This is a genomic window from Aliivibrio sp. S2TY2 (genome assembly GCF_028765525.1).
GTDB classification, from domain to species: Bacteria; Pseudomonadota; Gammaproteobacteria; order Enterobacterales; family Vibrionaceae; genus Aliivibrio; species Aliivibrio finisterrensis_A.
The window spans coordinates 584,978-610,836 of the sequence record NZ_JARACS010000001.1 but is presented as its reverse complement, the minus strand read 5'-3'; the positions used below and the strand labels follow the sequence as shown (position 1 = coordinate 610,836).

Here is a 25,859-nt window from a genome sequence, read left to right as displayed (position 1 = left end):
ACAGTGTCACCACTATTGTCACTATAGCTATTTTAATTCGCTTTTTCTGCCGTAATTCTAATCACATCCACAACTACATTACTTGCCGCTTTTAATGAATTAGCAGGCAGATATTCATAAATTGAGTGGAAGTTATGTGCGCCTGTAAATATGTTCGGGCATGGTAATCCTTTCTGTGATAATACCGCACCATCATAGCCACCACGCATAGGAATCGCTTTCATTTCAATGTTATTACGTGCATATGCTGCTTTTGCGATATCAATAGGGAAACTCGCATCCCCTTCTAAACTGTTAGCTACGTTTTCATAACGATCACTTAGATTGATAGAGATACTTGAATCACCCCATAACTTAGCAAAACTGTCAGAAAGGTTTTGTAAAAATGCCATACGATCACGATATCCATCTTTATAAAAATCACGGATATCCATTTTCAGTACTGTTTTAGCACTGTTGCCAGATAACTCTTTCACCCAATAATAGCCTTCACGACCTTCGGTATATTGAGGCGCTTCACCACCTGGTAGCATACTGATGAATTGATGAGCCATTAATAGTGAATTCTTTAGCTTCCCTTTTGCAGACATTGGGTGCGCAGATTGTCCAGTAAACGTAATGATTGCATCACCCGCATTCCAGTTTTCATGAACAAACTCACCAATACCACAACAATCAAGCGTGTACCCGAAATCAGCACCGAAGCTTTCTACATCAAATGCCTTCGCACCTCGTAAACCTTGCTCTTCATCAGGAACAAAAGCAACTTTCACAGTGCCATGAGGAATACTTGGATCGGCTTTCAATACCTGCAGCGCATTCATTATTGCAGCAATCGCCGCTTTATCATCTGCCCCTAATAAACTCGTTCCATCGGTAACTATAATGTCATCACCGACGTAATTAACGAGCTCAGGGAACTCACTCTCTTTTAGATTAATGTCTAATGCTGGGTTCAAACAAATATCACCGCCTTGATAACTCACAATCTGCGCATTGGTATCGTTTGTTTGCTCTGCACTGGTATCAAGATGGGCAAAAAATGACACCGTTGGTATTGTCTGCTCACCTTTAATATTTGATGGTAGTGTTGCCGTTAAAATTGCTGTATCACGTAAAACAACCTCTTCCATTCCCAATGCTTCTAGCTCTTTTGCTAATAACTTGGCAAGCTCCATCTGACCATCTGAAGAAGGCATGATCCCAGCCGCCCCTTTTTCTCTGCTCGTCGTCGTATTAATACGTGTGTAACTTAAAAATCGCTCGATAATATCCATAGTTAACTCCAATTCTTGGATCTAAATTATATTTAATCCCAACCCGAATAAGTATTTGAACAACAACTTATCCGGATTGGTATAACCGCAAACTACACTAAAATTTGAGAACAAATTAGAACGGTAATTAAACCACCAGACATTGGAATAATCGTTCGTTTAGCTAATTCAATTGGTGATACGTTTGCCACACCCGCACACGCAATAACAACACCCGCAACTGGCGATGCAGAACGCATTAAACCTGCTGCTAACTGCATAGGAAGTGCAACGTGAGCAGCAGCCGTACCTACTTGTGCTGCCACATCTGGAGCTAGGTTTGAGAAACTGAAGAATGAAGCATTACCAGAGCCAGATAACATAGTAACTAAAACAATAATCACAACAAGAACAAGAACCATAGCAATATAGCCCAATCCCATATTTGCAGCAGAATTAAGCAGTAGAGCGATAAAGCCAATCGTCGTTAAACCGGTAACAAAAACTTGTGCCGAGATAATTAAGCTCACAACACCCGTAAATACGTTACCCATACCTTCTAAATATACTTTTAATGACGCAGCAACTTCTTTGCCATCACGGGTATATAGGTAATCACACACCATAGCGATAAATAGAGAGATGAACATTGCCGTTACGACATCCATGCGAACTGATGTCACCGCAAATTTACTGAAGGTTAATAGCAGCAATAATGGCAGAACAGGTAAAATTGCAAACCACTTAGGCGCTTTACGTTGGTCTTTCGCATCAAGGTTAAACTCATGCACCACGCCCTTCTCTTCATCTTTTTTATCAAAATAACGCTGACAAACAAAATGCAGAGCCGCAATAACAACCATAGCAGCAATGGCTACAGGAAGTTGATAGCTAGCAAAATACGTCGCAACATCAATACCTGATACTTCCGCCGCTTTATTTGCCGCAGAAGAGGCAGGACCTAAATCAAGACAACCAGTTGTTGCTACAACCGCAGCCGCTGCAGCAGGGTTACAACCAACGCCAACCAATACTGGATACATAGCCACTAATAGCAATAATGCTAAGCCTGTAGCACTTGGAATAAATATATTAATTAATTGACCAATAATGTACGCAAGCGCTAAGACTAAGTATGGGTTTTTGATGTATGAAAGTGGCTTAGTCGCAATTTGTACCATGGCGTTTGCAGCACCAATGTGGCCCATGTATTTAGAAAAACCACCAACCGCCATGATGATCAGACCTAATTTCGCTAATGTAGATGACGAAATCACTTTAATCACTTCAAAGAAATCGACAATGATCGACCCTGTTGGCGTACCGCCCTTAGGTAGAAACTCCGTAGTTCCGTTTAAAACACCCAACGCAATCATTAATAAACCAGAAAGAAATAACACTGCCTGAGTATTATATTTTTTCACTATAAAATATCCGACACCAAATATTATTGGTAACGCTAAAAAAGTAATCATGACAACCTCAATATATTATAACTATAGATAGGTAAGCCCATTTAAAAAATAAATAAACTTAAATTAATAAATATTATGAATATGCGAAATCTTCTCTGAATTTAAAATACCAGAGCTATTTAAAACAAAATTATTTTAAAATAGATACATTCCCTTATTTATGACACTGTATTTTTATTTATCAAAAATACTAAACTCTTCAAACAATCCTTCGATGCGATTAAATCGATTATTTCTTTCCTTCTGTTTTGATAACCCCTTAATAAATGCTTCAATTAATGCAAACCCTGATGCTCTATTATTAAAGAAGCCCTGACTGGCACTCTCTACTGAAAATTGAATATCGCAATATGCGACAAAAGGATTTACGGGTTGATCCGTCACTAAGATGATCCGACCACCAAATTGATGAAACCATTTCACTAACCGTATCGTTATGGTTGAGAACCTATGATAAGAAATGGCAAATAAAACATCGTCTTTACTTACGTCTACCAGCTGATGTGGCAGCGTGGATATATCGGCTTTTAACCAAACAACATCTTTACGTAAGTATCTAGCTAATAGGTAAAAATAATTCGCCAATGCCTCTGATGATGCGCTGCCAATAACATAGAGTTTCCCTTTCGGGTTTTGCATATATTCGATGGCTAATTCAAAATCACTCTCAGAGATTGTCGCAAAGGTTTTAGCCATATTCGACATCACTTCATCATAATGCGACTGCAAAACATTATCTTTTCTATCAGTAGGTTGAAGTGTTTCGTAACGCTCTACTGGCGTGGTAAGTGTTAATGCTAAATCATCTGCTACGTGCTTCTTAAACTCTAAAAATCCACTAAAACCCAAATGCTGTAAAAAACGACCTAACGTAGCCTTACCTACCCCTATTTGTTTGCATAACTCATCGATTTTGGCAAATGGCAGCATGGTGTAATGTTTCATAAAATATTGGGTAATACGCTGCTCTGCCGCCGTTAGCGCCCCTAATCCATTTACTGCATCGATGAAGTCTTTTTTATCCACGGGGATTATTTCCCAAATATTTAATCTATGGGATATATTTCCACTAATGCAATGATACTTTCAAGGGAATTAATTTTTCCCATACTTATTTTGTGACAAACACACATAAAAAGTAAGGATTTAACATATTGTTAAAGTAATACCATTCTGGATAAGTCTTTGTTCAGATAATTGCGTAGGAAAAATCGATTAGAACAAGGCATAAATTACAGTAACTAGTGGATCTAATTACAAAATTTATAACGCAGATATAATCGATTTTAACAAGCAAGAATGATCAAATACTTATGTAGATTGGTATAACGCTAATAAAACACAATAAAATGGTTAAGATGCTTAGTTTTATCGTAAAAAAAAGACCACTACATTAAATATAGTGGTCTTTATAATCATTCACTCTTAGGTGACGAATATAATTACTTAATATTAAGCACATCGCCAATAAGCAAACGCTTAGGGTTAGCGATTTTAGGGTTTAGTTGAAGTAAATCTTCTAATGCGATCCCTTGCTCTCTTGCAATACTGTATAACGTATCATCTTGCTTAATTGTGTAGTACATCACCGCTTTGTCAGCTTGTTGCTGTGCTTGCGCCTTTAGTTCGCCTTGTGCTACATCTAACTTACGTACAGTTTGATAAATTTCACTGTCCGTTTCTTTTTGCTTTTGTAGCTCAGCTTCTAATGTACCAACCTGAGATTCTAACGTGCTAACTTTTGATTCTAACGTGCTAACTTTTGATTCTAATACACTCATTTGTTCTGTCTGATTCTTTTGCTGGGCAATAAGCTCATCATTTGAAGCACAACCAGTAAGAACTAATGAAGACATTAGCGACGCCAGTAGAATTATATTTTTTTTCTGTTTCATACTTTTCTCACAACTTCATCTAGTTGATAAATAACTTCGACCATTGTCATAAAAATAGAATGTATGTACAAGCAATAAATAGCTTTATTGCGAAGTTTTGCTTGTTTTTGCCTATTTAATCATTTGAATAATAAGGAAAGGCGCTAGTTTCACTTGATGTAACCCAACATCTATACCTAACATGATAGAGAACACCATAAGTATAATATCTATATACTAGCACTCTTTTATTCATTGATTTTATATAGAGGACCATACTTTACTTATTAAGAAATAATCCAATCCATTGAACAATTTGAGTTATACATAAACCATGTGGCATCTACTGCCACATACCCCGCTAGGATGAAGACCCATTATTTGTACATTTGAATTAATTAAAATGACGAAAAAAATAAAATCAAATACTCAAGAACATCTTTCGTTGATATTAGAGCTTTACTGCCGAATACCACAAGGACGAAAAACAACAGCACAATTACTTCAGAAGGAGTTAGCACTGGCAGGTATTGAGAGAGATATACGAACTATTCAACGAAATCTTGAGCTAATCAGTAATTACTTTGATGTAGACAAAGATACAAGAGATAAGCCATACGGATATAGCAGAAAGTTGCATCAAAAAATGGTTTTAGGCCTAAGAGAAAGCATCATACTTGGATTAGCCGAAGTATATTTGAGGGCAGCACTTCCTAATGAGCTTTCTTCCGTCATTGATTCTGCATTTATTCAGATAAAGAACTCATCAATATCAACACTTCCACCGTTATTATCAACCAGAAAGGTACATGCTGATATAGATATCTCATCACATTTACAAAGCGTTCAACTTTATAGTATTTTTGAGCGTATTTGCTTGGCTTTAACTTGCCAACGGTTAATCACAATAAAAAAACACAATCATAGTATTCATAAAAATGTAGAACCTTTAGGCTTAATATTAACCAATACTGAATTGTATTTGATATATCGAACAGAGGCTATTAAGCATATGCCAATTAGCCACATTCATACAATTGATGTGTCTACATTCTTATTCGATTATCCTGATGGTTTTAACCTTGAAAGTTATAATTTATTATTTTCAAACAAATTAATCATAGGAAAACCATCAATTAAAACTTAGTACAATAACGTAAGTCTGTTATTTTCACATCCCACCCTAGAACAAAATATAGAAAAAGTTACATTATATAAAGAGGATTAACGCTATCCTCTTTATTCTAAAAAATAAATACACGATTTCGACCATCTTCTTTCGCAATATAAAGAGCTTTATCTGCTATATTTAATGCACTTCTAATGTTTACAATATTAGAATATGAAGACACACCTATACTTGTCGTTATTTCTAATTCTGTTGTACTAGTAGTGAATCTTTCTTTATATATAGCAAGTCTCAAACATTCGCATATCTCTTTTGCTCTTATTATATCCAAACCTGGCATTAATAGTATAAATTCATCGCCTCCACTCCTTGAAAGGACATATTCAGCAGGTAAATTCATCATGCAAACATTCGCAAATTTAACGAGAATTTCATCTCCAGCATCATGACCGTACTTATCATTGACTGCTTTGAAAAAGTCGATATCAAAAATAGCGATCGAACCATAAATTAATTCGTTATTACTAAGTAATTTTAGTTTATATTCAAACCCTCTCCTATTTATCAACCCAGTTAAAAAATCTGTATGCGTTTCATTTTTTAACAATTCATTTTCTTTTTTATTATTTTTAAAGTATCTAAAAATCAGTAATGTTATATAAAAAACAATTGATATTGAAAAAAACATAAGAATTCTAAGACTAAGTTTTGGAGAGTTTTTAGTAGTATAGAGTTCCCAATTAGTATTAAAGACATAAATCACACCTTTCAATGATTTATTACTAAAGTTTCCTTTAGAACTAATTAACTTCTCGTTAAGACTTTGACCATCAGGATTATAACCAGCAATAAGATAATCAACAAAGCCATGCTTTAAAAGTATATTGTCAATCATATTAATAATCGAGTCTAAGTATACGACTGAGGATGTAAACCCCCAAAAATCATTTCCGCTTAAAATGGTTTTTCTAATGATAAAAGCTTTCTTTCCATTTTGTACCAACTTAACAGGACCAATTATAGTTGTATCTTTCTTTAAAATGGACTCTAAGCTTCCTAGCTTTCGATTTTCATCATTTAGAACATCATGACCTATTGCATTTTTATTTTCGTCATAAGGGTACACATAGGAAACAACACCATTAGGGAGTAAAAGTATTGAATCGAGATCACTATAATCTGCTAGTAAAATTTCACTTACTCGATTAAATTCAGTCAATGAAATAGTACTATTTTTAGATGTTCTAACAATTTCTTTTAACACCTCTGAAGAAATCACTGCATCATTAAATACAAGACCAATAGATTGGTTAAGTTCATAAATAACATCATTAATACGTTTCTCGTTATCAACCCCATTTATTTTAACGACACATAACTCTGCCATAAACAATGAAGATAAAAACAAAACGAAAACAATTGTTTTTTTAACATAACCACTACTCAATACCATACTTAAAAAAATCAACATATATAATCAACGCTAAGAATAAAACGTTAAACCACATAAAAATTACACAAATTATTACTTAGCACGTAAAACCCATATCTACTTACATTAACAAAACAAGTATTCCACATGTAACTATTACTTTTAAAAAAATAACATACATCTGTAATATACATTACAGGTAATAATAAGAATAGCTTATAAAGTAACAATAAGGCATTAAATGTCGCTGTTAATATTATACTCCAAAGCAACGATAGAAACAAAAAAGCCCACATCTGGTGGGCTCTTTCGTATGATCTATTGTACTAAACTATAAAATCTATCAAACTGATTAATAAGTAAATTATGAAATAGATTTTTAAAACGCTACTTCTGGTGTTACTTAGATAAGGCTGTAGAAATATTAAAAACACGAGTAAAAGTGCGCTGTAACTAATTACAAGCTTGTAGCAGATATTGATATCAAGCTTTTATGTTAATTAGCTTTCAGAGACCACTTTTTCAATTAACTTTGAAATCCCTTTCTGTACTTCAAGCATATTTTTTGCTGTCATATAAGCAGGTGTTGTTGCTACTTTATTTATATTATCCCAAACAATATCTTGAGCCATACAATTTACATGCTTACCTCCTTGTGATTCTATAAAATTAGCGACTTTAATATCATTACCAATTGTACATTTAATCCCTTTTCCATAAATTGCAGGTAACATTACAGGAGAGATACACATGAATCCCGTTGGTTTTTCAGCCTTCTTAAATGATTTACAAGCTTTTAATACATGAGGGTTAATTTCAAACATTGCTGAGTCTAATGCAAAATTGGACAGGTTTTTGGCCGCCCCAAAACCACCAGGAACAATAAGTGCATCGAAGTCATTCGCATCAAGTGTAGCAACATCTGAAATTTCACCTCGAGATAAACGTGAAGATTCTTCCATAACATGTCGAGAGTCGATATGCTCACTTCCCGTGGAATGATCCAATGCATGATGCTGATAAACATTCGGAGCAAAACAAACCCATTCAGCGTCATTTTGCTCTATAGCTAACAGAGACAGTACCGCCTCATGGATCTCCGACCCATCAAACACTCCACAACCAGATAAAATTACCGCAATTTTTTTCATTATCATTTCCAATCAAGTAAAAACATAGCAATTATTCTAACTATACCCCAACCTAATAATGAACATTAAGTATCAAATAATAAGCTAAAAATTCAATTTTGATACTTAGTGATAAAAAACATCGATAGAAGGTTTTCTAGAATCTCGATGCTCTTTTCATTTGGAGCAAGACCATTGTAAGTGATAGTTCTTCTCTTTTGGTTTTATACCAATCTACATAAGTATTTGATCATTCTTGCTTGTTAAAATCGATTATATCTGCGTTATACCTTTCTTGTGCAAAAATTAGGTGTAATTAGATCCACTAGTTACTGTAATTTATGCCTTGTTCTAATCGATTTTTCCTACGCAATTATCTGAACAACTACTTATCCAGAATGGTATTACTTGCACATCAGAGGTGATGTTTGGATTTGTTTTCTTGCAGGCATTGAAAAGACTAAATTATTGATAAAACAAAGAATTACAGGCACAAAAAAGACCACACTAGGTGGGCTTTTTTGCTTGTTCATAAAGAACGAATTTGGTGCCCGCTACTGGACTCGAACCAGTGACACCTTGCATGTCATGCAAGTACTCTAACCAACTGAGCTAAGCGGGCAAATCGTTAACCGGGAAGTAACTTACTTCTCCTTGAGAACGAGATGGATAATATCGAGTTCTTTTTTACTCTGCAAGTCTTTTTTTATTATTATCAATCGTTTGACCATTTTTCGATCAAAGCGTGTAAAAACAGAGCAACTTGCTAGTTAGCGTCTTTTAAAATAGAATCAGCATACTGTTAATAGGACTTATTTCATGCCTCAATCTCGTTTTCATCATTTACGCTTTTTACAACCTATTTTAATTCTACTATTAATTGGTATTGCCGCAATCTCTTTAACGTTTAGCATCCAAAGCTTTCAAACAGTTGAAAAAACAATCCGCAGCTCTTCATTTAAAGCGTTCAATAACTCTATTGAAGCCAGTTATGATATTGTTGATACCGCACTTAATGAGTCAATTAAGCGTTACCTAAGAGGTATTGTGACTACCTCTGCTAAGTTTATCACTCAAATTCAAGCCTCGCCCTCTTTAACGCCAGAGCAAAAGAATACGTTAATTCAAAATTACATTAACTCTAATAAAATTGGTGATACTGGTTATCCGTATATCTTAAACTCTAAAGGCCAATTGGTGTATCATCCTATTTTTCAGGGTCGTAACGTCAGTGAGTATCGCCACATTCAAGAACAAATTGATAATGATGATCATTTTGTTGAGTACTTATGGACAAACCCAGGCGAAGAGAAACCACGCAGAAAGCTAGCTTATTCTATTTATGTAGAAGAGTTAGACTTTGTTATCTCTGCCAGTGCTTATAAAGATGAGCTTTTACACTTCATTGATAAAACTATTCTAAAAGATAAATTAAATAAGTATCAATATGGCAAAACCGGTTACGTTTATGTCATTGACTTAGTTGGTGAGCTTATTCTCCATCCTAGTTATGAAGGAGAAAACATTCGTAGCTTAATTGGTGAAAATGCAGACGGCTTACTTAAAAAGATCCAACAATCAGCACACAGTTACAGTTTACAAATGAACCTAGTTAACGGTTCACCAGAGACGATCTTTCATTCTGCAAATGTTGAAGATTATTCCTATCAAATTACGATGGACAATAATACCTATCAAAAAGACGTCCTTTATATTTATTACCCTTACCTTGATTGGGCTATTGTCTCGGGAATTTCCCGTGATGAACTCCATCGCCCGACCAATACACTTCTCTATAGCTTGTTAGCTTTAGTTTTAAGTCTAGCTACAATAATTGTTATTCTATTGCTACAGCTTAATCATCGACATAAGAAGCTTGTGAACGTGCTTAATCGTGACTATCTAACTGGTTTATTTAACCGCCGTGCTTTTCATGATATGACATCAAAGCTCATCAACGATACGCAACATCCAACAGGCTTTAAACCCTACTCTATTATTCTGTTAGATATTGATTTCTTTAAACGTATTAATGATACCTATGGTCATATAGTCGGAGATAAGATCATTGCGATAGTAGGTAAAGCCATATCTCAATACCCAAGTATTTTAGCAGCACGCTATGACGGTGAAGAATTTGTTTTATTTACGACTGAGAGTGATCCAAAACAAGCGATTCGATTTACAGAACAAGTCCGAAAGAAAATCGATCAGTACAATACGCTGCACGAGAAAGTAACATTAAGTGCGGGAATAACCACAATCAGTAAACCAAATGTGCTATTAGATGATGTAATTGAACAGGCAGATAAAGCGTTATATCACTCAAAAAATACGGGCCGAAATAAGGTTACTCATTATCGAGAGTTGTAAGCTGAATGGTTTTCATCGATATAAGAGAAATAAAAAAGGGAATAAATAATAGACAAGCTGAGAAGCTGTACTACGCTAAATAAAGTAAGTTCTCCATTTTATTAGCGCAAGGCTCAGTGATTTGAGCCATTTCCCTAAGCCCGTAACCAGGAATCGTTACGGGCTATTTTTTAGGGCAATATTAGTTTAACTCTCGGTTATTTAACGAGGTTGATGCCTTCTTTTGTAATGGTGATTTTGCCTGCTTTATATAGGCCACCAATAGTCTTCTTGAACGTCCCTTTACTGGTTCTAAACTCAGCAAAAATAGCTTCTGGAGATGACTTATCACTTAATGGTAAGAAACCGTCTTTTTTCTCTAAGGTCGCTAATACTTTTTCACTTAAATCATCCATACGTGCAACGCCTGGACGTTGTAATGACAATGAGATTTTACCATCTTCACGCATATCACTAATAAACGCTTTTAACTGCTTACCAATAAATAGCTTACCAAACACATCAGAATGGAAGATTAGTCCCCAGTGCTCGCCATTTACAACCGCTTTATAACCAAGATCGGTACGCTCTGCGATAATGATATCGACTTGTTGGCCTTTCTCGTAATTTGCAGGTGTTTTATCTAACCATTTATTAAAACGAGTTGTGCCTACGATACGGCTAGACGCTTTATCAATATACACATAAACAAGGATTGATTGACCTTCGTTTAAACGACCGCGTTGTTCACTGAACGGAACTAATAAATCTTTCTTCGCAATACCCCAATCAACAAATGCACCAATGCTGTTAGTACCAATGACATTCATTAAACCAAATTGGCCTACTTGAGCTTTTGGTGTTTCAGTTGAGGCGACCACTTCATTTTCTGAATCAAGATAAATAAACACATCAAGCGCTTCGCCAACTTCAGTGCCTTCTGGAACAAAACGACTTGGAAGAAGAATTGAACCATAATCATCGCCATCTAAAAAGACGCCAAAGTCTACGATTTTTGTTACTTCTAATTTGTTGATTTGACCAATTTTAATCATTACTTCAATTCCTAAATAAAATACTCTGTGATTATACCTGAACTCTGATATGCTTGCTTTATGAATTACCATTTTTATAGGCATTTCCTGTGATTACAGTTGGTAAGAAAGATGGCTTATCACTAAAAATCTCACATATTGTTGAAGAATCTAAGCAGCACGAACTAGAGATGTTTCTTTTTGTTCCCGGAGAGCTTGGTTTAAACAAGGACATGGTTTCTGAATCTGAGTTTTATTACAACTCAATCCAGAGCTATCGTACGTATTTCAGTGATAAAAACCACCTTCCCCTTGTGCACTCCCGTTTAGCACAGCGTGGACGCTTGTCTACTGAACAATACCGTTTAAGTTTGAGTTTATATGCTTATCAATATGCTTTGGCATTAGAGAAAGCTATACAGCAACTGAGCGATACGACTCGTGACGATATCACGCATGATGAAGTTGAAGATGCGATTGAATTGGCGATCGACATCCTCAGAAAGTTACGTCGTAACGTCCCTTATGATGACGCATTAAAGCGTTACTACGCCAATATCGACAATTACCTTTCTTGGTATACTGAACAGAAATTTCTTTCTCTGATTGCGCACATGCCACGCAATGAAGAATATAAAGAAGTAAAAGAAAAACTTATCGATTTCTGTGAAAAAGAAGATCTCCATCGCTTAGATAAGAGTTATAACTCTCGTAAAGCTCGGGAAGATATTACTCGTATGTCGAATAAAATGCGCTTACTTCGTCGTTTAATTGAGTACCCTATTGTATTGAAAGAAAAAAACCTGGCGCTTGGTAAACACATTAAACGTATGGTTAAAGGTGGCGCAACGGCGGTTGTGATGATCTTTGTTTCATTAATGGTGATTCAAGCACGTGGTTTTTTAGGTGAAATTACTGCCTCTTTTATCTTTGCGGTATCGTTTATTTATGCGATGCGTGAAGTCTTTAAAGATGATTTGCGTGATGTTATGTGGCGCTGGATACGTAAAGGCCAACCTAAATGGCGTAAGCGCTATCTTGACCCTACCACCAACACGTATGTTGGGCGTAAGTTAGAATGGCTAGATTACATGACGTTCTCTGAGTTGGATTCTGATATTCAAAAACTGCGTAAACATCGTGTGGTGCAGCGTGAAGAGGTGGTTCTGTCATACAAAAGCCAAACCAAAATGGCGATCACTAAGTTTATGAGTGGTTATGAACAGACTCGTGAAACCATGTTAGTTGATCTTCGCCCTATCGCCCGTTTAATGGAAAAAGGCTCTCAGAAGATTTATCAATTGAATGAGGGGCAAGTGAGTAAAGAATCAGTTGAAAAACGCCACTTAATTAATTTAATCGTACGTGAAACCATGGATGATTACAGTACTCAACTGCATCGTTGGAAGATTATTGTAAACCGCTCTAAAATTATCGATATTGAAAAAATTGCTATCGATAAGTAATACTAATTAAATCCAAACAATAAAAAACGCTTTTAGGTTTAATCACCTAAAAGCGTTTTTGTATCTTAACGGTAGTACATTATCGTTACGCGGTAACTACAACCTCTGTTGCTGTCAGTTGCTCTAACAGCTCTTGAATACGTGGATTTTGAGCCAATTCATCGATGGTAGTTAACACTGGCTTATTCGCTTTATTTGCCGCTTGAATCGCGTTACCTACAAGATGAAGAACGGCTTCGTTTTGTGGATCAAAGTGATGCTCTAGCGCTTCATTTTGTTTGTCTACACCTAACGTAAATTGCGTCAATGTATCCACATTAATAATTAACCCATCAAAGTACTGCAGTAATTTATCTGCCATTAAAGCCGCGGCAGGTACATCACATACAAAGTGGACTTGTAAACCATTTAAACCACGTGGCAAACCTTGAATTGCTAAACGATCAATGATGGTTGCTGCATCACTTAAATTACGCACAAATGGCACCACAATTTGCACACTTGCTGTTGTCGCTGCGATGACTTTCTTTATCACTTCACACTCTAAAGCAAATTGCTCTGTACTCGCATCAGAGGCAAAACGAGTAACACCACGAACGCCCATTTTTGGGTTTTCTTCATGTGCTTCTAATTGGCCTCCCAGTAACCCTGCAAATGCTGCACTGTCAGCGTCTGAGAACGCAATTTTCACTTCTTTTGTTGATGCTTTGATATTCGCTAGGATCTCATTAGCTAAAGTATCTACAAAATGTGTTTTACCATCTGCCGCCCCTTCAATAATAATGGCTAAACTTTGCGCATCAATATCGCTCATTTTTGGTGCTTTAATAACGGCTTTTGGGTGATAAAACAAATGCTCTTGGATTAACCCTGCAATAGAAACATACAAAGTAGCTTCTGAATCGGTTTGAGACTGATATGAAGGTAAACTTGCCACACGAGTTAGCGTTGGTAAAATTGTATCTGTCATGCTTGCTCCAATGAACTCAATAAGTCGGTTTCATTATTTAATGTTATTTATGTTGAACATACCGATACATGAGCAACAACTCAAGTCTAAAAGATACAATACGTTAACTTTTCTTTACTCTATCTTTCGTTATACAAAAATTTTGGGTTTCATCCCCTTTGATTTTCCGTTATCTTATCCTTGTGTATTAAAGAATTAACGGGCGAAACTATGCCATTTCAAACAGATGAACTTCGTACTCAGCCATTAGGCCCTATGCCAACTCCTGCTGAACTTACGACTGCTCACCCTATTACAGATGAGGTTGCTGAACATATTGAGCACTCTCGCGCACAGGTTGAAGCAATTTTAACTGGCAAAGATAAACGTCTTTTAGTCGTTGTGGGTCCATGCTCTGTTCATGATACAGATGCAGCTTTAGATTACGCACAACGCTTAGCCAATATACAAGATCAGTATAAAGATGATCTGTTCATCGTTATGCGTACTTATTTTGAAAAACCTCGTACCATTGTGGGTTGGAAAGGCTTAATTACTGATCCTAACTTAGATGGCAGTTATGCACTTGAAGCTGGTCTTCATAAAGCGCGTAAGCTCCTACTTGATATCAACAAACTGGGTTTAGCTACGGCGACTGAGTTTTTAGATATGATCACGGGTCAATATATTGCTGACTTAATCACTTGGGGTGCTGTTGGCGCTCGTACGACTGAGTCTCAAATTCACCGTGAAATGGCTTCTGCCCTATCTTGCCCTGTTGGCTTTAAAAACGGCACAAATGGCAATGTACAAATAGCAATGGATGCGATTCGTGCAGCGAAAGCTTCTCACTTTTTCTACTCTCCAGACAAGCAAGGTCGTATGACGGTTTACCGTACTGCTGGTAACCCTTTTGGTCACGTTATCTTACGTGGTGGTAACGATAAGCCTAACTTTGATATTGATTCGGTAACGGATGCGTGTCAACGCTTAGCGGACGTTGATTTACCGCCTCATCTGATTGTAGACTTCAGTCATGCTAACTGTGAGAAAAAACACCGTCGCCAACTTGATGTAGCCAAAGATATTTGCGCTCAAATAGAGTCTGGTAGCAATAAAGTGGTTGGTATTATGGCCGAAAGCTTCATTATTGAAGGCAACCAACCAATGACTGATTTAAATAACCTGACTTATGGCCAATCAATTACTGACCCATGCCTAAGCTGGGAAGATACCGTGACTATGTTAGACATGTTATCAAACACAATTAAAACATCTCGTTAATTTAAGGATTAAAACTATGCCTGCTTTTGATATCGTTTCTGAAGTTGATAATGTTGAACTAAAAAATGCGGTAGACAATGCTACTCGTGAATTAGCTACTCGTTTCGATTTTCGTGGCGTTGATGCTAGCTTTGAATTAAAAGGCGAAAACATCAAAATTAAAGCGGAAGATGACTTCCAACTGTCTCAGTTAGTAGATATTTTACGTGGTAACCTTGCAAAACGTGGTGTTGATGCTCGTGCTATGGAGATCAAAGACGCCGTTCACTCTGGTAAAAACTTTTATCAAGATATCGACTTTAAGCAAGGTGTTGATACGCTTATCGCTAAGAAATTAGTAAAAGAAATTAAAGCATCAAAAATTAAAGTTCAAGCTGCAATTCAAGGCGAACAACTGCGTATTACTGGTAAGAATCGTGACGATCTACAAGCTGCAATGGCACTTGTACGTGAAGGTGACTTTGGTCAGCCTTTCCAGTTCACAAACTTCCGTGACTAATCCAGTTTAATTATCTAAAAACATTGCTGTTTGATAGATATAAAAAAAGCGCCTCTGCTGTTTATCAGTGAGGCGCTTTTTTATTATTTTCGATTACATTTTTCGTTAGGCTCTAGTTTAAAATTAGCTGACTAATCGTTCAAACTCATCAATTTGTTGGCTTACTCTGTCTAAGCTCTGCTGCCAAAACGTTTCTTCGGTTAAATCCATCTGCAAATGCTTTTGAACCACCTCTTCAGCTCTCATAGAGCCAGTATCACGCAATAAACTGACGTAATCTTGGTAGAAGCTCTCTCCTTTTGCCTCTCTTTGTGCATAAACACCAATACTGAATAAGTAACCAAATAAATATGGGTAATTATAAAAACTAACTTCCGGAATACTAAAGTGAAGCTTACTTGCCCAGAACATGGGATCGGGCTCAGACATTGCATCACCGTACCATTCAGACCATGTTTGGCTCATTAAATCAGAGAGTTGAGTTGGCCCAAGCTCTTTCGTTGCACGTTGCTCATAAAATGCTTTTTCAAACTCATAACGTACTGGGATATTAATAGTTAATGCGAGTGCTGAAGATAACTCTTCCCATAGCATTTCGATTTTATCTTCTTTGGTTTTTGCTTTAGCCAGTAATGCATCACGAACAACGTTTTCTGCAAAGATTGACGCCGTCTCCGCTAACGTCATTGGGTATTTAGTTTTGCATAATGGCATGTCTCGCATTACCCAGTTGTGGAAGGCGTGACCTAACTCATGTGCAAGCGTTAATACATCAGACATGCTATTACCCCAAGTCATAAAGACTAAAGGAGTACGTGTATCTGCAAATTTTGTACAGTAAGCACCAAGACGTTTAGTTTCTTGTGGTGCGGCATCAATCCAGCCATTTTTAACCATCAAATCAACAAAATCTGCCATCTCTTGAGACACACCAGCAAAAGCGTCTTTTATGATGTCAATGGCTTCATCAAAGCTGTAATTAGAGGCCTCTCCTACTAATGGTGGCATTGACGCTTGTTGATCCCATGGCGTTAACTGCTCAGTTCTAAACATTTTTGCCATTAAGCGTCCTGCTTTTTGTCCTACTGCGCGGTTCTTTTTTGCTACCGAGATCATGCTATCCAGCGTTTGTTGCTCAATACGGCTACCATGTAGGCTTGGTTCAAGAAAGTGCAGCTTATTCGCAGCGCTACGCTTTTGGTATTCTGTTAAACGCCAACCTGCCAGTGCATTTAATATGGCAGAAAAGCTTTCTTGGTTTTGTTTCATTGCCAACTGTATTGCACGCCATGCAGGCTCTCTACGTAGTGTATCGCTGCCGTAGAGAATACTTGCCGCTTGAGACAACCCAATGGTTTCCTCTGTTCCATTTGGAAGTTGCAGTGTCACTTTCATAGAGCCTGTAATATTGTCATACAAACGACCCCAGGCATTTTTACCATCAACACTCATGGCTGATAATAACTGCTCTTCTTTCACGCTTAGTCTGGTCGCAACCAGTTTTCTTTCTTCTTCAAGCAGGAAACGTTGTGCTTCTAATTCATTGTTTAGTGACAATACTTGTTCAAAGCATTCCGTTGGCGCATTTACAATCGCATCTAGATATGGGCTAAAAGCTTGAGACAGATCAGACGCAAGTTTTGTTACTTGGTTAACCAATGCTTTAGCTTGAGAATTTGATGCATCCACAGAAGCGATGCAGTTACCATAGCTCCCCACAGTGGCCAGTTGCACTGAAATGGATTCTTTCTCAATAATCGCCTGCTGCAACCCATCAACGTTGACATTAATATCATCAGCAGCGAAATGAAGAATACGCTCTTCAATTGAAATAATGGTATTTGCTAGCTTTGGATCATCAAGCGATTGAAATGCGATAGAGAGGTCCCAACTTGGTGCTGTCATTATCATGTCCTTTTATTTTGTTTTTTACATCATAACAATTGAATTCATTGGATAAAGGATTTATTGATAGAGACGCATTTTTTAAGTTAATTCGTCTTAATTTTCTATTTTTTGAACCAACAAACACGCCCTGTGTCCGTTTTCTACTTTCGCATTTGGAAACACAACACTTTCGCCACCACGTTGAGCCCGGTATTTAACCCCTTCATCTTCGGCAAGTAATTCATTCTCGTTAAATTGAGTAAAGTTCGCTAAGTCAGATGGAAAGTGAAATTCAAACTGCTCACTGTGTTTCATAATGCTTCGGGTTACTTGGTATTCAATGACACTCGATATAACCTTCTCATTATCTGTATGGCTATCATGGCTAATAAAATGTCGGAGTTCTTTTTCAAAATCAGCCAGTAAGGTTAAGTCATTTTCGCCCATTTTTGCCACTTTACCTAGCTCAACAGTCGCAGCATGAGCACCATGATGCTCTGCACTGTACCAACTAAAGGTTGATGCTGGCGCTTCTGAAAATAAGCAGGCTTCGATTTTACTTTGTGATAAAAAGCGAAGTAATGGATCTGATCTTTTGTAATGCCTGTTATATGGATGAATTGCAAAAGTGTAATGCTGCGATGAACGAATTGCACAATGGAGATCTAAATGCCATTTTTCTTGTGCGTCATGTTTGGTAAAAAATCGGTCCACACTTTCCATCAGTCTATTCGCTAAGGCTACTTCAACAACGCTATCGTCAGGGATTTGATACCCGCTAAATAAACGATTCAAATTTGTATCAATAAATCGAGTATGTTGGTGTGTTGCTGCAGGATGTCCATAAATAAATAAACAGGGTTGAGTCAATGAGAGCTTACCGCTTTGAATATCTTCAATGATAGTATCAAGTAGCTCTATTGGAGATGTTTCATTACCGTGAACCCCCGATGACAATACAACAGCACGGTTCGAGGTAAAATCTAAACTTGGAACAAACTCTACGACACCTCGGCTATGATAAATAACCAGAGTGCCATCCGTAAGTAACCAACTTTTTTCTTTTACAGAGACAGACAAATCTAAGGTATTTTGAATAAATGAAATATGATCCATTGGTACTTCTCTTCCTTGGTAAAATATTCAACCAAAAAACTGTACCATTTACGTTAATGTTATTTAACAAAATACAAACAATTGTGTGAGTTCAAACACAATGGAATTCTAAGTTAAAAAAATGAAGGCAATAAAAAAGCTGCATAACAAATAATTGTCATACAGCTTTCATTCTCTTCAGCCAAAGATGGCAAGATTATTTTTCTACTGGTAGATTCTCAACGCGAGCTTTCAGTTTCTGGCCCGGTTTAAATGTTACTACGCGGCGTGCAGAAATTGGAATATCTTCCCCAGTTTTTGGGTTACGTCCAGGTCGCTCACTCTTTTCGCGTAAGTCAAAATTACCAAATCCAGATAATTTAACTTGCTCACCACTCTCTAGAGCTTGCTTAATCTCTTCGAAAAATACTTCTACCGTTTCCTTGGCGTCGCGTTTACTTAATCCAACTTTTTCAAATAAGGTCTCAGCCAAATCAGCTTTAGTGAGTGCCATAAAAACTACCCTCAAGTTACGTTAGACAGAGCTACAGTATTTACTGTAACTGGAAACTGAACAGTTAGAACAACAACTTAACATTCGTTCAACTCTTGACAGTGTATGCCAACTGACTGATTTTCGCCAACTTTTTTCTCAAAAATCATGATGCATTTATGAGATGGCGATCAAATTTATAAGCTTAATCTACTTAGATATCTTATATCAGCCTAACCTAAGTCATTGATTTAGTATATACCACTAATAATACATGGTTATTTAGAACATTCGTTCGTATGTAAAATTGTGATGCTGCCCAAATAATTATTAACAAATTTGAAAGTAAGCCATCTGTTTGATTGTGAACAAGTAAGCTTTAGACCTCTATTACTATCTTCTAATCTATAGATACTAATCGAGTTTTTCTTCAGCATTATATACTAGACTGCAGCTTTCTCTCTTGCTTGGCCTAAAACGTAAATCTTTACCTTTGCGTTATTTTATAATAAAAAAATCCAGTACCAACAAACGTCAGTACTGGATTTTATATTCTTCTGTTAAAAAAGAAGTGTATTAGTCACGCAGTGTTGCTGAGAACTTCTCACCAATTGCAGCAACAATAGCGTCAACAGCTGAAGTGATATCAGCCTCTTCTAGCGTACGCTCAACAGATTGAAGTGTCAGTGCGATTGCAAGACTCTTCTTACCTTCTTCAACGCCTTGACCACGGTAAACATCGAACAGTTTCGCGCTAGTTAATAGCTCGCCGCCTGATGCTAAACATTCAGCAACGATGTCACCAGAAGCAATAGCCTCGTCTGCAACGATCGCGATATCACGACGGTTTGCAGGGAACTTAGATACTGATGCAGCTTCTGGGATAACGCGAGTATTGATTGCGTCCCACTCGATTTCAAACATGATTGTACGACCGTTTAAGCCAAACTTACGCTCTAACTCTGGGTGTACTGTACCAATGAAACCAACTTCTTTTCCGCCAACAACGATAGCTGCTGTTTGGCCTGGGTGAAGTGCTGGGTGTTTAGCAGCTTTAAACTCATACGCTAATTCGTTAGCAGTTAGTTCAAGAACGGCTTCTAAATCGCCTTTAAGGTCGAAGAAATCAACTGTGTTTGTTGCGATATCCCAGTGTTCTTCACCACGAGTACCAGCGATGATACCAGCAAGCATCATTTCTTGACGCATGCCGTTTTCTGCTGATTCTTCAGGAATAAAACGCAGACCCGATTCGAATAAACGAACGCGTGGTTGTTGACGTTTTTGGTTGTGAACAACGGTGTTGATCAAACCAGTCCATAGGCTTAGACGCATTGCTGACATGTCAGCTGAAATTGGGAATGGCAGAATTAACGGCTCAATCTCAGGCACGATCAGTTTTTGTTGCTCAGGCTCTACAAAGCTATAGGTAATTGCTTCGTGGTAACCACGGTCAACAAGAAGGTCACGAACACGCTTAAGCGGTTGGTTTGCTTCTTTGTGATCGTTCATGTTTAGTGCAGCAACAGGTGCTTGGTTTGGAATGTTATTGTAACCGTAGATACGACCTACTTCTTCAATTAGGTCTTGCTCGATTGCAATATCAAAACGCCATGATGGAGATGTTGCTGTCCAGCCTGTGTCTGTCGTTTCAACAGAACAACCTAGACGCGTTAAGATCTCAACCACATCTGTTGATGGGATGTGATGACCTAATAGACCATCTAACTTGCTACGACGTAATTCAACCGTGTTTGCTGTTGGAAGATCAGCGTCAGATTCTGCTGCAGAGATAGGAGCTACTTCGCCACCACAAAGTTCAACAAGAAGCTGTGTTGCACGCTCCATCGCTGTTGCTTGTAATGTAGAGTCAACGCCACGCTCAAAACGTAGAGAAGAATCAGTGTGTAGACCGTATGCACGCGCACGACCACGGATGTGATCAGGAGCGAAGAATGCACACTCAAGCATGATGTCAGTTGTTTCAGTCGTTACACCAGACTCTTTACCACCAAAGATACCAGCGATTGCTAATGCTTTGTTTTGGTCTGCAATCACTAATGTATTGTTGTTTAGCTTCGCTTCGTTGCCATCAAGAAGAGTTAGTTTCTCATCTTGTTCAGCCATACGAACCACAATGCCGCCGTCGATCTTAGACAGATCAAACGCGTGCATTGGTTGACCTTGCTCAAGCATTACGTAGTTTGTAATATCAACAATCGCATCGATTGAACGGATACCACAACGACGCAGTTTCTCTTGCATCCAGATTGGTGTTTCAGCTTTTGCATTTACGTTCTTGATTACACGACCAAGGTAACGTGGACACGCTTCAGTTGCTTTAACTTCAATAGAAACCGTATCTTCAATACTTGTTGCTACTGCTTCAATAGTTGGTTCAGCTACGTCTGCACGGTTAAGAACACCTACTTCACGAGCTAAACCACGAATGCTAAAACAGTCAGCACGGTTTGCTGTTAAGTCAACATCAATAGCAACATCGTTAAGCTCAAGAAGCTCACGAACGTCCATACCTAATGTAGAGCCTTCAGGTAATTCTAAAATACCGTCAGATTCAACATCAATACCTAGCTCAGAGAAAGAACAAAGCATACCGTGTGATGGAACACCACGTAGTTTTGCTTTCTTAATTTTGAAGTCACCAGGAAGTACAGCACCAACCGTTGCAACAGCAACTGTTAGACCAAGACGACAGTTAGATGCACCACAAACGATGTCTAAAAGTTCTTCTTCGCCGATATCAATTTTAGTTACACGAAGTTTGTCTGCGTCTGGGTGTTGACCACACTCAACCACTTTACCTACTTTAACACCGGTGAACTCACCAGCAACAGGTGCAACTTCATCAACTTCCAAACCAGCCATTGTGATTTGGTGAGCTAGCTCTTCGCTGTTAATAGCAGGTTTAACCCACTCGCGTAGCCAAGATTCACTGAATTTCATAAATTTCTAGCCCCGAATTACTTGAATTGTTTAAGGAAACGAAGGTCGTTCTCGAAGAACGCACGAAGGTCATTTACGCCGTAACGAAGCATAGTTAGACGCTCAACACCCATACCAAACGCAAAGCCTGAGTATTTTTCAGGGTCGATGCCAACAGAGCGAAGTACGTTAGGGTGAACCATGCCACAACCTAATACTTCTAACCATTTGCCATCTTTACGCTTCACATCAACTTCAGCAGAAGGTTCTGTGAATGGGAAGAATGAAGGACGGAAACGCACTTCAACTTCTTCTTCAAAGAAATTACAAAGGAAATCGTGAAGAATACCTTTAAGTTGTGCAAAGTTAACGTTCTCATCAACTAACATACCTTCCACTTGGTGGAACATTGGTGTGTGAGTTTGATCGTAATCGTTACGGTAAACACGACCAGGAGCAATGAAACGGAATGGTGGTTTGCCATTTTCCATTGTACGGATCTGAACACCTGATGTATGCGTACGTAGCATTAGATCAGGGTTAAAGAAGAACGTATCGTGGTCAGTACGTGCTGGGTGATCGTCTGCAATATTTAGCGCATCGAAGTTATGGAATGCATCTTCAATTTCAGGGCCAGATTCAGTGCTGAAACCTAATTCACCAAAGAATTGCTCAATACGCTCAACGGTACGAGTAACTGGGTGTAAACCACCATTCTCGATACGACGGCCTGGAAGGCTTACATCGATAGTTTCAGCAGCAAGTTTCGCTTCAAGCTCTGCAGTTTGAAGTGAATCTTTACGTTCAACTAATAACGTTTGAACCGCTTGCTTTGCTTTATTGATCAGTTGACCTGCTTCACGACGCTCTGAAGGATCTAGTTTACCTAGTCCTTGAAGCTGAAGTGTCAAATGCCCTTTTTTACCTAAGTATTGAACACGGACTTCGTCCAGAGCGACTAAAGAGCCTGCTTGTTCAATTTCTGCCGTTGCATTGGCAATGATCTCGTCTAGATGTTGCATCGTTTCCTCATCCACTTATAGGTGGTATCCGTTGCGAGTAAAATACATATCAGCACATAGTAATAAATCACAGCGCTAAATCCAAACTGAATTGGATAAAATAGCTGATCTAATAGAAAAAAGTACTTTTCTTAGCCAAATGCCTATAGAACACCTATCAATTCCCCTCTTTTTATATGGCTATCATTTTTATTTTATTCAATTTTTCACGCCATAGAACAAAAAAGCAAAAGATCAAATGAAAATGATAGTAATTATCATTCGCAGTATGTATTATCTTTCCCGAATTATGAGACCAGACACTTTCAAGGAATTAACATGTCTAATAAAAAAACACTTTTAGCTGCGTCTATTTTAGTTGCTATCTCTCCCACTCTTCACGCTGAAAGCTCTTCTGATGGGAATTCAACAATGTTTGATGAGGTTGTTGTATCGGCAACTCGAACAGAACAAAGCATCAAAGATGTATCAAGTTCTATATCAAAAGTCACTGCTGAAGACATTGATAAGACAATGGCAACCAATGTTCAAGATGCTTTAAAATATACACCAGGGGTAACTGCAAATGGTGGCGGTCGTTTTGGTTTATCAGGGTTCACTATTCGTGGTATGAGTGACAGCCGTATTAAAATGTTAGTTGATGGGGTTCAACAACCTACCCCATACAATCCAGGATCCAATGAACAACGTAAATACCCAAGTGCTATTGAAATTGACACCTTAAAAGCAATTGAAGTAAACAAAGGCCCATCTTCTACTCTATATGGTTCAGACTCTCTTGGCGGTACCGTTCTAATGGAGACTAAAAATCCTGAAGATATTTTAAGAACCGAGGGAGACGAAAACGCTTTTGAAGTAAAAACAGGCTATAACAGCGTAGATTCAAGCACGAAAACTACAGGGACATGGGCAATGCGTGCTGCTGAGCTAGAAACTCTAGTCATGCTGACGTATAAAAAAGGCAGTGAATCACAAACCCATTCTAACGGTGCAGATATTGAAGGCCCAGATCGTGGTGCAGCAAACCCAGCAGATGCACAAATTGGTAACCTATTAGCAAAAGCCTTTTACCAATTAAATGACTCGCATCGTATCGGCACAACTGTGGAGTATTACACATCACAATATGATGAAGATGAGCTTTCCTATGAGGGTTACACCATCATGCCTGGTTTTAGTTATAAGGATAACTACAACGAAGACACTACCACACGTCTTCGCGTAGGATTGGAACATGAATGGCAAGCCAATAATATTCTATTTGATACGTTAGAATCTAAACTTAATCTACAGCAAACTGAGTCACTATCTAAAAACTATGACACTTCGTACGGTGGCTCACCAATGGCCTCAGGACGCAGAATGCGTGAACGTCTCGCTACTGATGACTCAATCCAGTTTGATGCACAATTTGATAAGATCGCCGAGTTTGGGGAAGGTTTCCACCAAATCACTTATGGCCTAAGCTTTAGACAAAACAAGTTCGCAACTGAAAATACCGATTATAAATACGATAAAGGAACCGTTGGACCGGGCCATACCGATATGCCTGATGCAACCATGACGCAGTATGGTATTTTTGCGCAGGACCAAGCTTTCTTACTTGATGAACAATTGGTGCTAACTGCTGGTTTACGTTATGACTCATTTGAAGCAAAACCAGAAACCAATGACGGTTTTAAAACAGAATACCCTGACAGCAAAAATGACGCTTTTACGGCTAAATTAGGCTCGGTTTATCATATAAATAATAACGTTAGCGTACTTGCTCAAGTAAGCCAAGGTTTTAAAGCCCCTACTCTACAAGATATGTACTACTTCTATGACAGTGGCGCAGTAATTGATGCAAACCCTGACCTAAAAGCTGAAAGCAGTATTTCATATGAAACAGGTATTCGAGCACAATCGAATGCCGCACAAGTTGAATTAATCGCTTTCTACAATGATTATTCTGATTTCATCAATCAACAATACTTAGGTAAAGTTGTTGGTGGCCCGAACGATGGAAAAGAACATTACACAAAAGAGAATATCGATTCTGTAGAAATTTATGGGGTTGAATTTAGTTCTACTTACTTATTGGATGAAGCGTTTAATGCACCTCAAGGAACCTACTCGAAGCTAAGTATTGCTTATGCTGAAGGCCGAGATAAAAAGACAGGAGCATCAATAGACAGTGTTGCCCCGCTAACTTCAAACCTAGGCTTAGGTTATGACTCCATTGGTTATACTTACGGTGCTTTATTAAACATCAATATGGTGGCAGCAAAAGACAAATGGTCAAACGTTGGTCATGAAAACATCAATGTTGCTGGTTACACCTTGGTTGATTTAACGGCTTACTATAAGCCAATGAAGGATTTAACCCTTCGTGGTGGCTTATTCAATGCGCTTGATAAACAGTACTGGTTATATAATGACATGATTGGTACTGAAGCCGGCGATGATGGCATTGATCGTAAAGCTCAAGCAGGTCGTAACTGGGGTATTGAGTTAGATTACAAATTCTAAAAATGAATAAAACTCAACGTTAATTGGC

At 37.9% G+C, this 25,859-nt stretch carries 19 protein-coding genes and 1 tRNA gene; 6 read left to right on the top strand and 14 right to left on the bottom strand.

The genetic code is table 11. The features are described from left to right. Positions 1-32: 32 nt before the first annotated feature. The 4 genes from pepT to PVK63_RS02720 form a co-directional block, all read right to left on the bottom strand. Positions 33-1,277, bottom strand: coding sequence for a peptidase T (gene pepT / locus PVK63_RS02735; protein WP_130088297.1), 1,245 nt, complete (start codon positions 1,275-1,277; stop codon positions 33-35). A gap of 92 nt (positions 1,278-1,369) precedes the next feature. Beyond that, positions 1,370-2,731 (bottom strand): C4-dicarboxylate transporter DcuC, encoded by a 1,362-nt coding sequence (gene dcuC, locus PVK63_RS02730; protein WP_130088296.1) that lies wholly within the window; start codon positions 2,729-2,731, stop codon positions 1,370-1,372. A gap of 174 nt (positions 2,732-2,905) precedes the next feature. Continuing rightward, positions 2,906-3,757, bottom strand: coding sequence for a MurR/RpiR family transcriptional regulator (locus tag PVK63_RS02725; RefSeq protein ID WP_130047314.1), 852 nt, complete (start codon positions 3,755-3,757; stop codon positions 2,906-2,908). A 416-nt stretch (positions 3,758-4,173) separates the two neighbouring features. Continuing rightward, the gene (locus PVK63_RS02720) at positions 4,174-4,626 is read right to left on the bottom strand and encodes a LysM peptidoglycan-binding domain-containing protein (RefSeq protein ID WP_130088295.1); all 453 of its coding nucleotides are present in this window, start codon (positions 4,624-4,626) and stop codon (positions 4,174-4,176) included. Between the two features lie 382 nt (positions 4,627-5,008). On the opposite strand from PVK63_RS02720, the gene PVK63_RS02715 reads away from it, so the two are divergent. Then, a complete protein-coding gene (locus PVK63_RS02715; RefSeq protein WP_130088294.1) occupies positions 5,009-5,752 on the top strand; it encodes a hypothetical protein in 744 nt (247 codons plus the stop codon). A gap of 97 nt (positions 5,753-5,849) precedes the next feature. Here PVK63_RS02715 and PVK63_RS02710 read toward each other — a convergent pair whose 3' ends face one another. The 3 genes from PVK63_RS02710 to PVK63_RS02700 all read right to left on the bottom strand — a co-directional run bounded on the left by PVK63_RS02710 (position 5,850) and on the right by PVK63_RS02700 (position 8,918). Then, on the bottom strand, positions 5,850-7,205 hold the full coding sequence (locus PVK63_RS02710) for a sensor domain-containing diguanylate cyclase (protein WP_274439828.1): 1,356 nt from the start codon (positions 7,203-7,205) through the stop codon (positions 5,850-5,852). A gap of 461 nt (positions 7,206-7,666) precedes the next feature. Then, positions 7,667-8,317 carry an isoprenoid biosynthesis glyoxalase ElbB gene (gene elbB / locus PVK63_RS02705; RefSeq protein WP_130088292.1) on the bottom strand — a complete coding sequence of 217 codons (651 nt, stop codon included), beginning with the start codon at positions 8,315-8,317 and terminating at the stop codon, positions 7,667-7,669. Between the two features lie 524 nt (positions 8,318-8,841). Beyond that, a tRNA-Val gene (locus PVK63_RS02700) sits at positions 8,842-8,918 on the bottom strand. Between the two features lie 197 nt (positions 8,919-9,115). On the opposite strand from PVK63_RS02700, the gene PVK63_RS02695 reads away from it, so the two are divergent. Further along, complete coding sequence (locus tag PVK63_RS02695; protein ID WP_130088291.1) at positions 9,116-10,669, top strand: diguanylate cyclase; 1,554 nt, start codon at positions 9,116-9,118, stop codon at positions 10,667-10,669. Positions 10,670-10,866: 197 nt separating this feature from the next. Here the strand turns inward: PVK63_RS02695 and PVK63_RS02690 are convergent, their stop codons facing one another. Continuing rightward, on the bottom strand, positions 10,867-11,703 hold the full coding sequence (locus PVK63_RS02690; protein WP_165371249.1) for a CvfB family protein: 837 nt from the start codon (positions 11,701-11,703) through the stop codon (positions 10,867-10,869). A gap of 89 nt (positions 11,704-11,792) precedes the next feature. Between PVK63_RS02690 and PVK63_RS02685 the strand changes: the two genes are divergently transcribed. Beyond that, a complete protein-coding gene (locus tag PVK63_RS02685; RefSeq protein WP_130046277.1) occupies positions 11,793-13,148 on the top strand; it encodes a hypothetical protein in 1,356 nt (451 codons plus the stop codon). Positions 13,149-13,233: 85 nt separating this feature from the next. On the opposite strand, the gene PVK63_RS02680 is transcribed toward PVK63_RS02685, so the two are convergent. Next, positions 13,234-14,118 (bottom strand): putative PEP-binding protein, encoded by an 885-nt coding sequence (locus PVK63_RS02680; protein ID WP_130088289.1) that lies wholly within the window; start codon positions 14,116-14,118, stop codon positions 13,234-13,236. A 210-nt stretch (positions 14,119-14,328) separates the two neighbouring features. On the opposite strand from PVK63_RS02680, the gene PVK63_RS02675 reads away from it, so the two are divergent. Then, positions 14,329-15,381, top strand: a complete 1,053-nt coding sequence (locus PVK63_RS02675) for a 3-deoxy-7-phosphoheptulonate synthase (RefSeq protein ID WP_130088288.1) — start codon at positions 14,329-14,331, stop codon at positions 15,379-15,381. Positions 15,382-15,397: 16 nt separating this feature from the next. Continuing rightward, positions 15,398-15,880 carry a YajQ family cyclic di-GMP-binding protein gene (locus PVK63_RS02670; RefSeq protein WP_130046274.1) on the top strand — a complete coding sequence of 161 codons (483 nt, stop codon included), beginning with the start codon at positions 15,398-15,400 and terminating at the stop codon, positions 15,878-15,880. A 123-nt stretch (positions 15,881-16,003) separates the two neighbouring features. Here the strand turns inward: PVK63_RS02670 and PVK63_RS02665 are convergent, their stop codons facing one another. The 5 genes from PVK63_RS02665 to pheS form a co-directional block, all read right to left on the bottom strand. Then, positions 16,004-17,785, bottom strand: coding sequence for a M3 family oligoendopeptidase (locus PVK63_RS02665; RefSeq protein WP_130088287.1), 1,782 nt, complete (start codon positions 17,783-17,785; stop codon positions 16,004-16,006). A 96-nt stretch (positions 17,786-17,881) separates the two neighbouring features. Next, positions 17,882-18,883: a succinylglutamate desuccinylase gene (locus PVK63_RS02660; RefSeq protein ID WP_130088286.1), complete on the bottom strand. Its 1,002-nt coding sequence runs from the start codon at positions 18,881-18,883 to the stop codon at positions 17,882-17,884. Between the two features lie 196 nt (positions 18,884-19,079). Then, positions 19,080-19,376, bottom strand: coding sequence for an integration host factor subunit alpha (gene ihfA / locus PVK63_RS02655; protein WP_005419121.1), 297 nt, complete (start codon positions 19,374-19,376; stop codon positions 19,080-19,082). A gap of 555 nt (positions 19,377-19,931) precedes the next feature. Beyond that, positions 19,932-22,319, bottom strand: coding sequence for a phenylalanine--tRNA ligase subunit beta (gene pheT, locus PVK63_RS02650; protein ID WP_130088285.1), 2,388 nt, complete (start codon positions 22,317-22,319; stop codon positions 19,932-19,934). A 17-nt stretch (positions 22,320-22,336) separates the two neighbouring features. Further along, on the bottom strand, positions 22,337-23,320 hold the full coding sequence (gene pheS / locus PVK63_RS02645; RefSeq protein ID WP_045102137.1) for a phenylalanine--tRNA ligase subunit alpha: 984 nt from the start codon (positions 23,318-23,320) through the stop codon (positions 22,337-22,339). Between the two features lie 318 nt (positions 23,321-23,638). On the opposite strand from pheS, the gene PVK63_RS02640 reads away from it, so the two are divergent. Then, entirely contained in the window at positions 23,639-25,831 is a 2,193-nt protein-coding gene (locus PVK63_RS02640; protein WP_130088284.1) for a TonB-dependent hemoglobin/transferrin/lactoferrin family receptor, read from the top strand. The last annotated feature ends 28 nt before the right edge of the window (positions 25,832-25,859 follow it).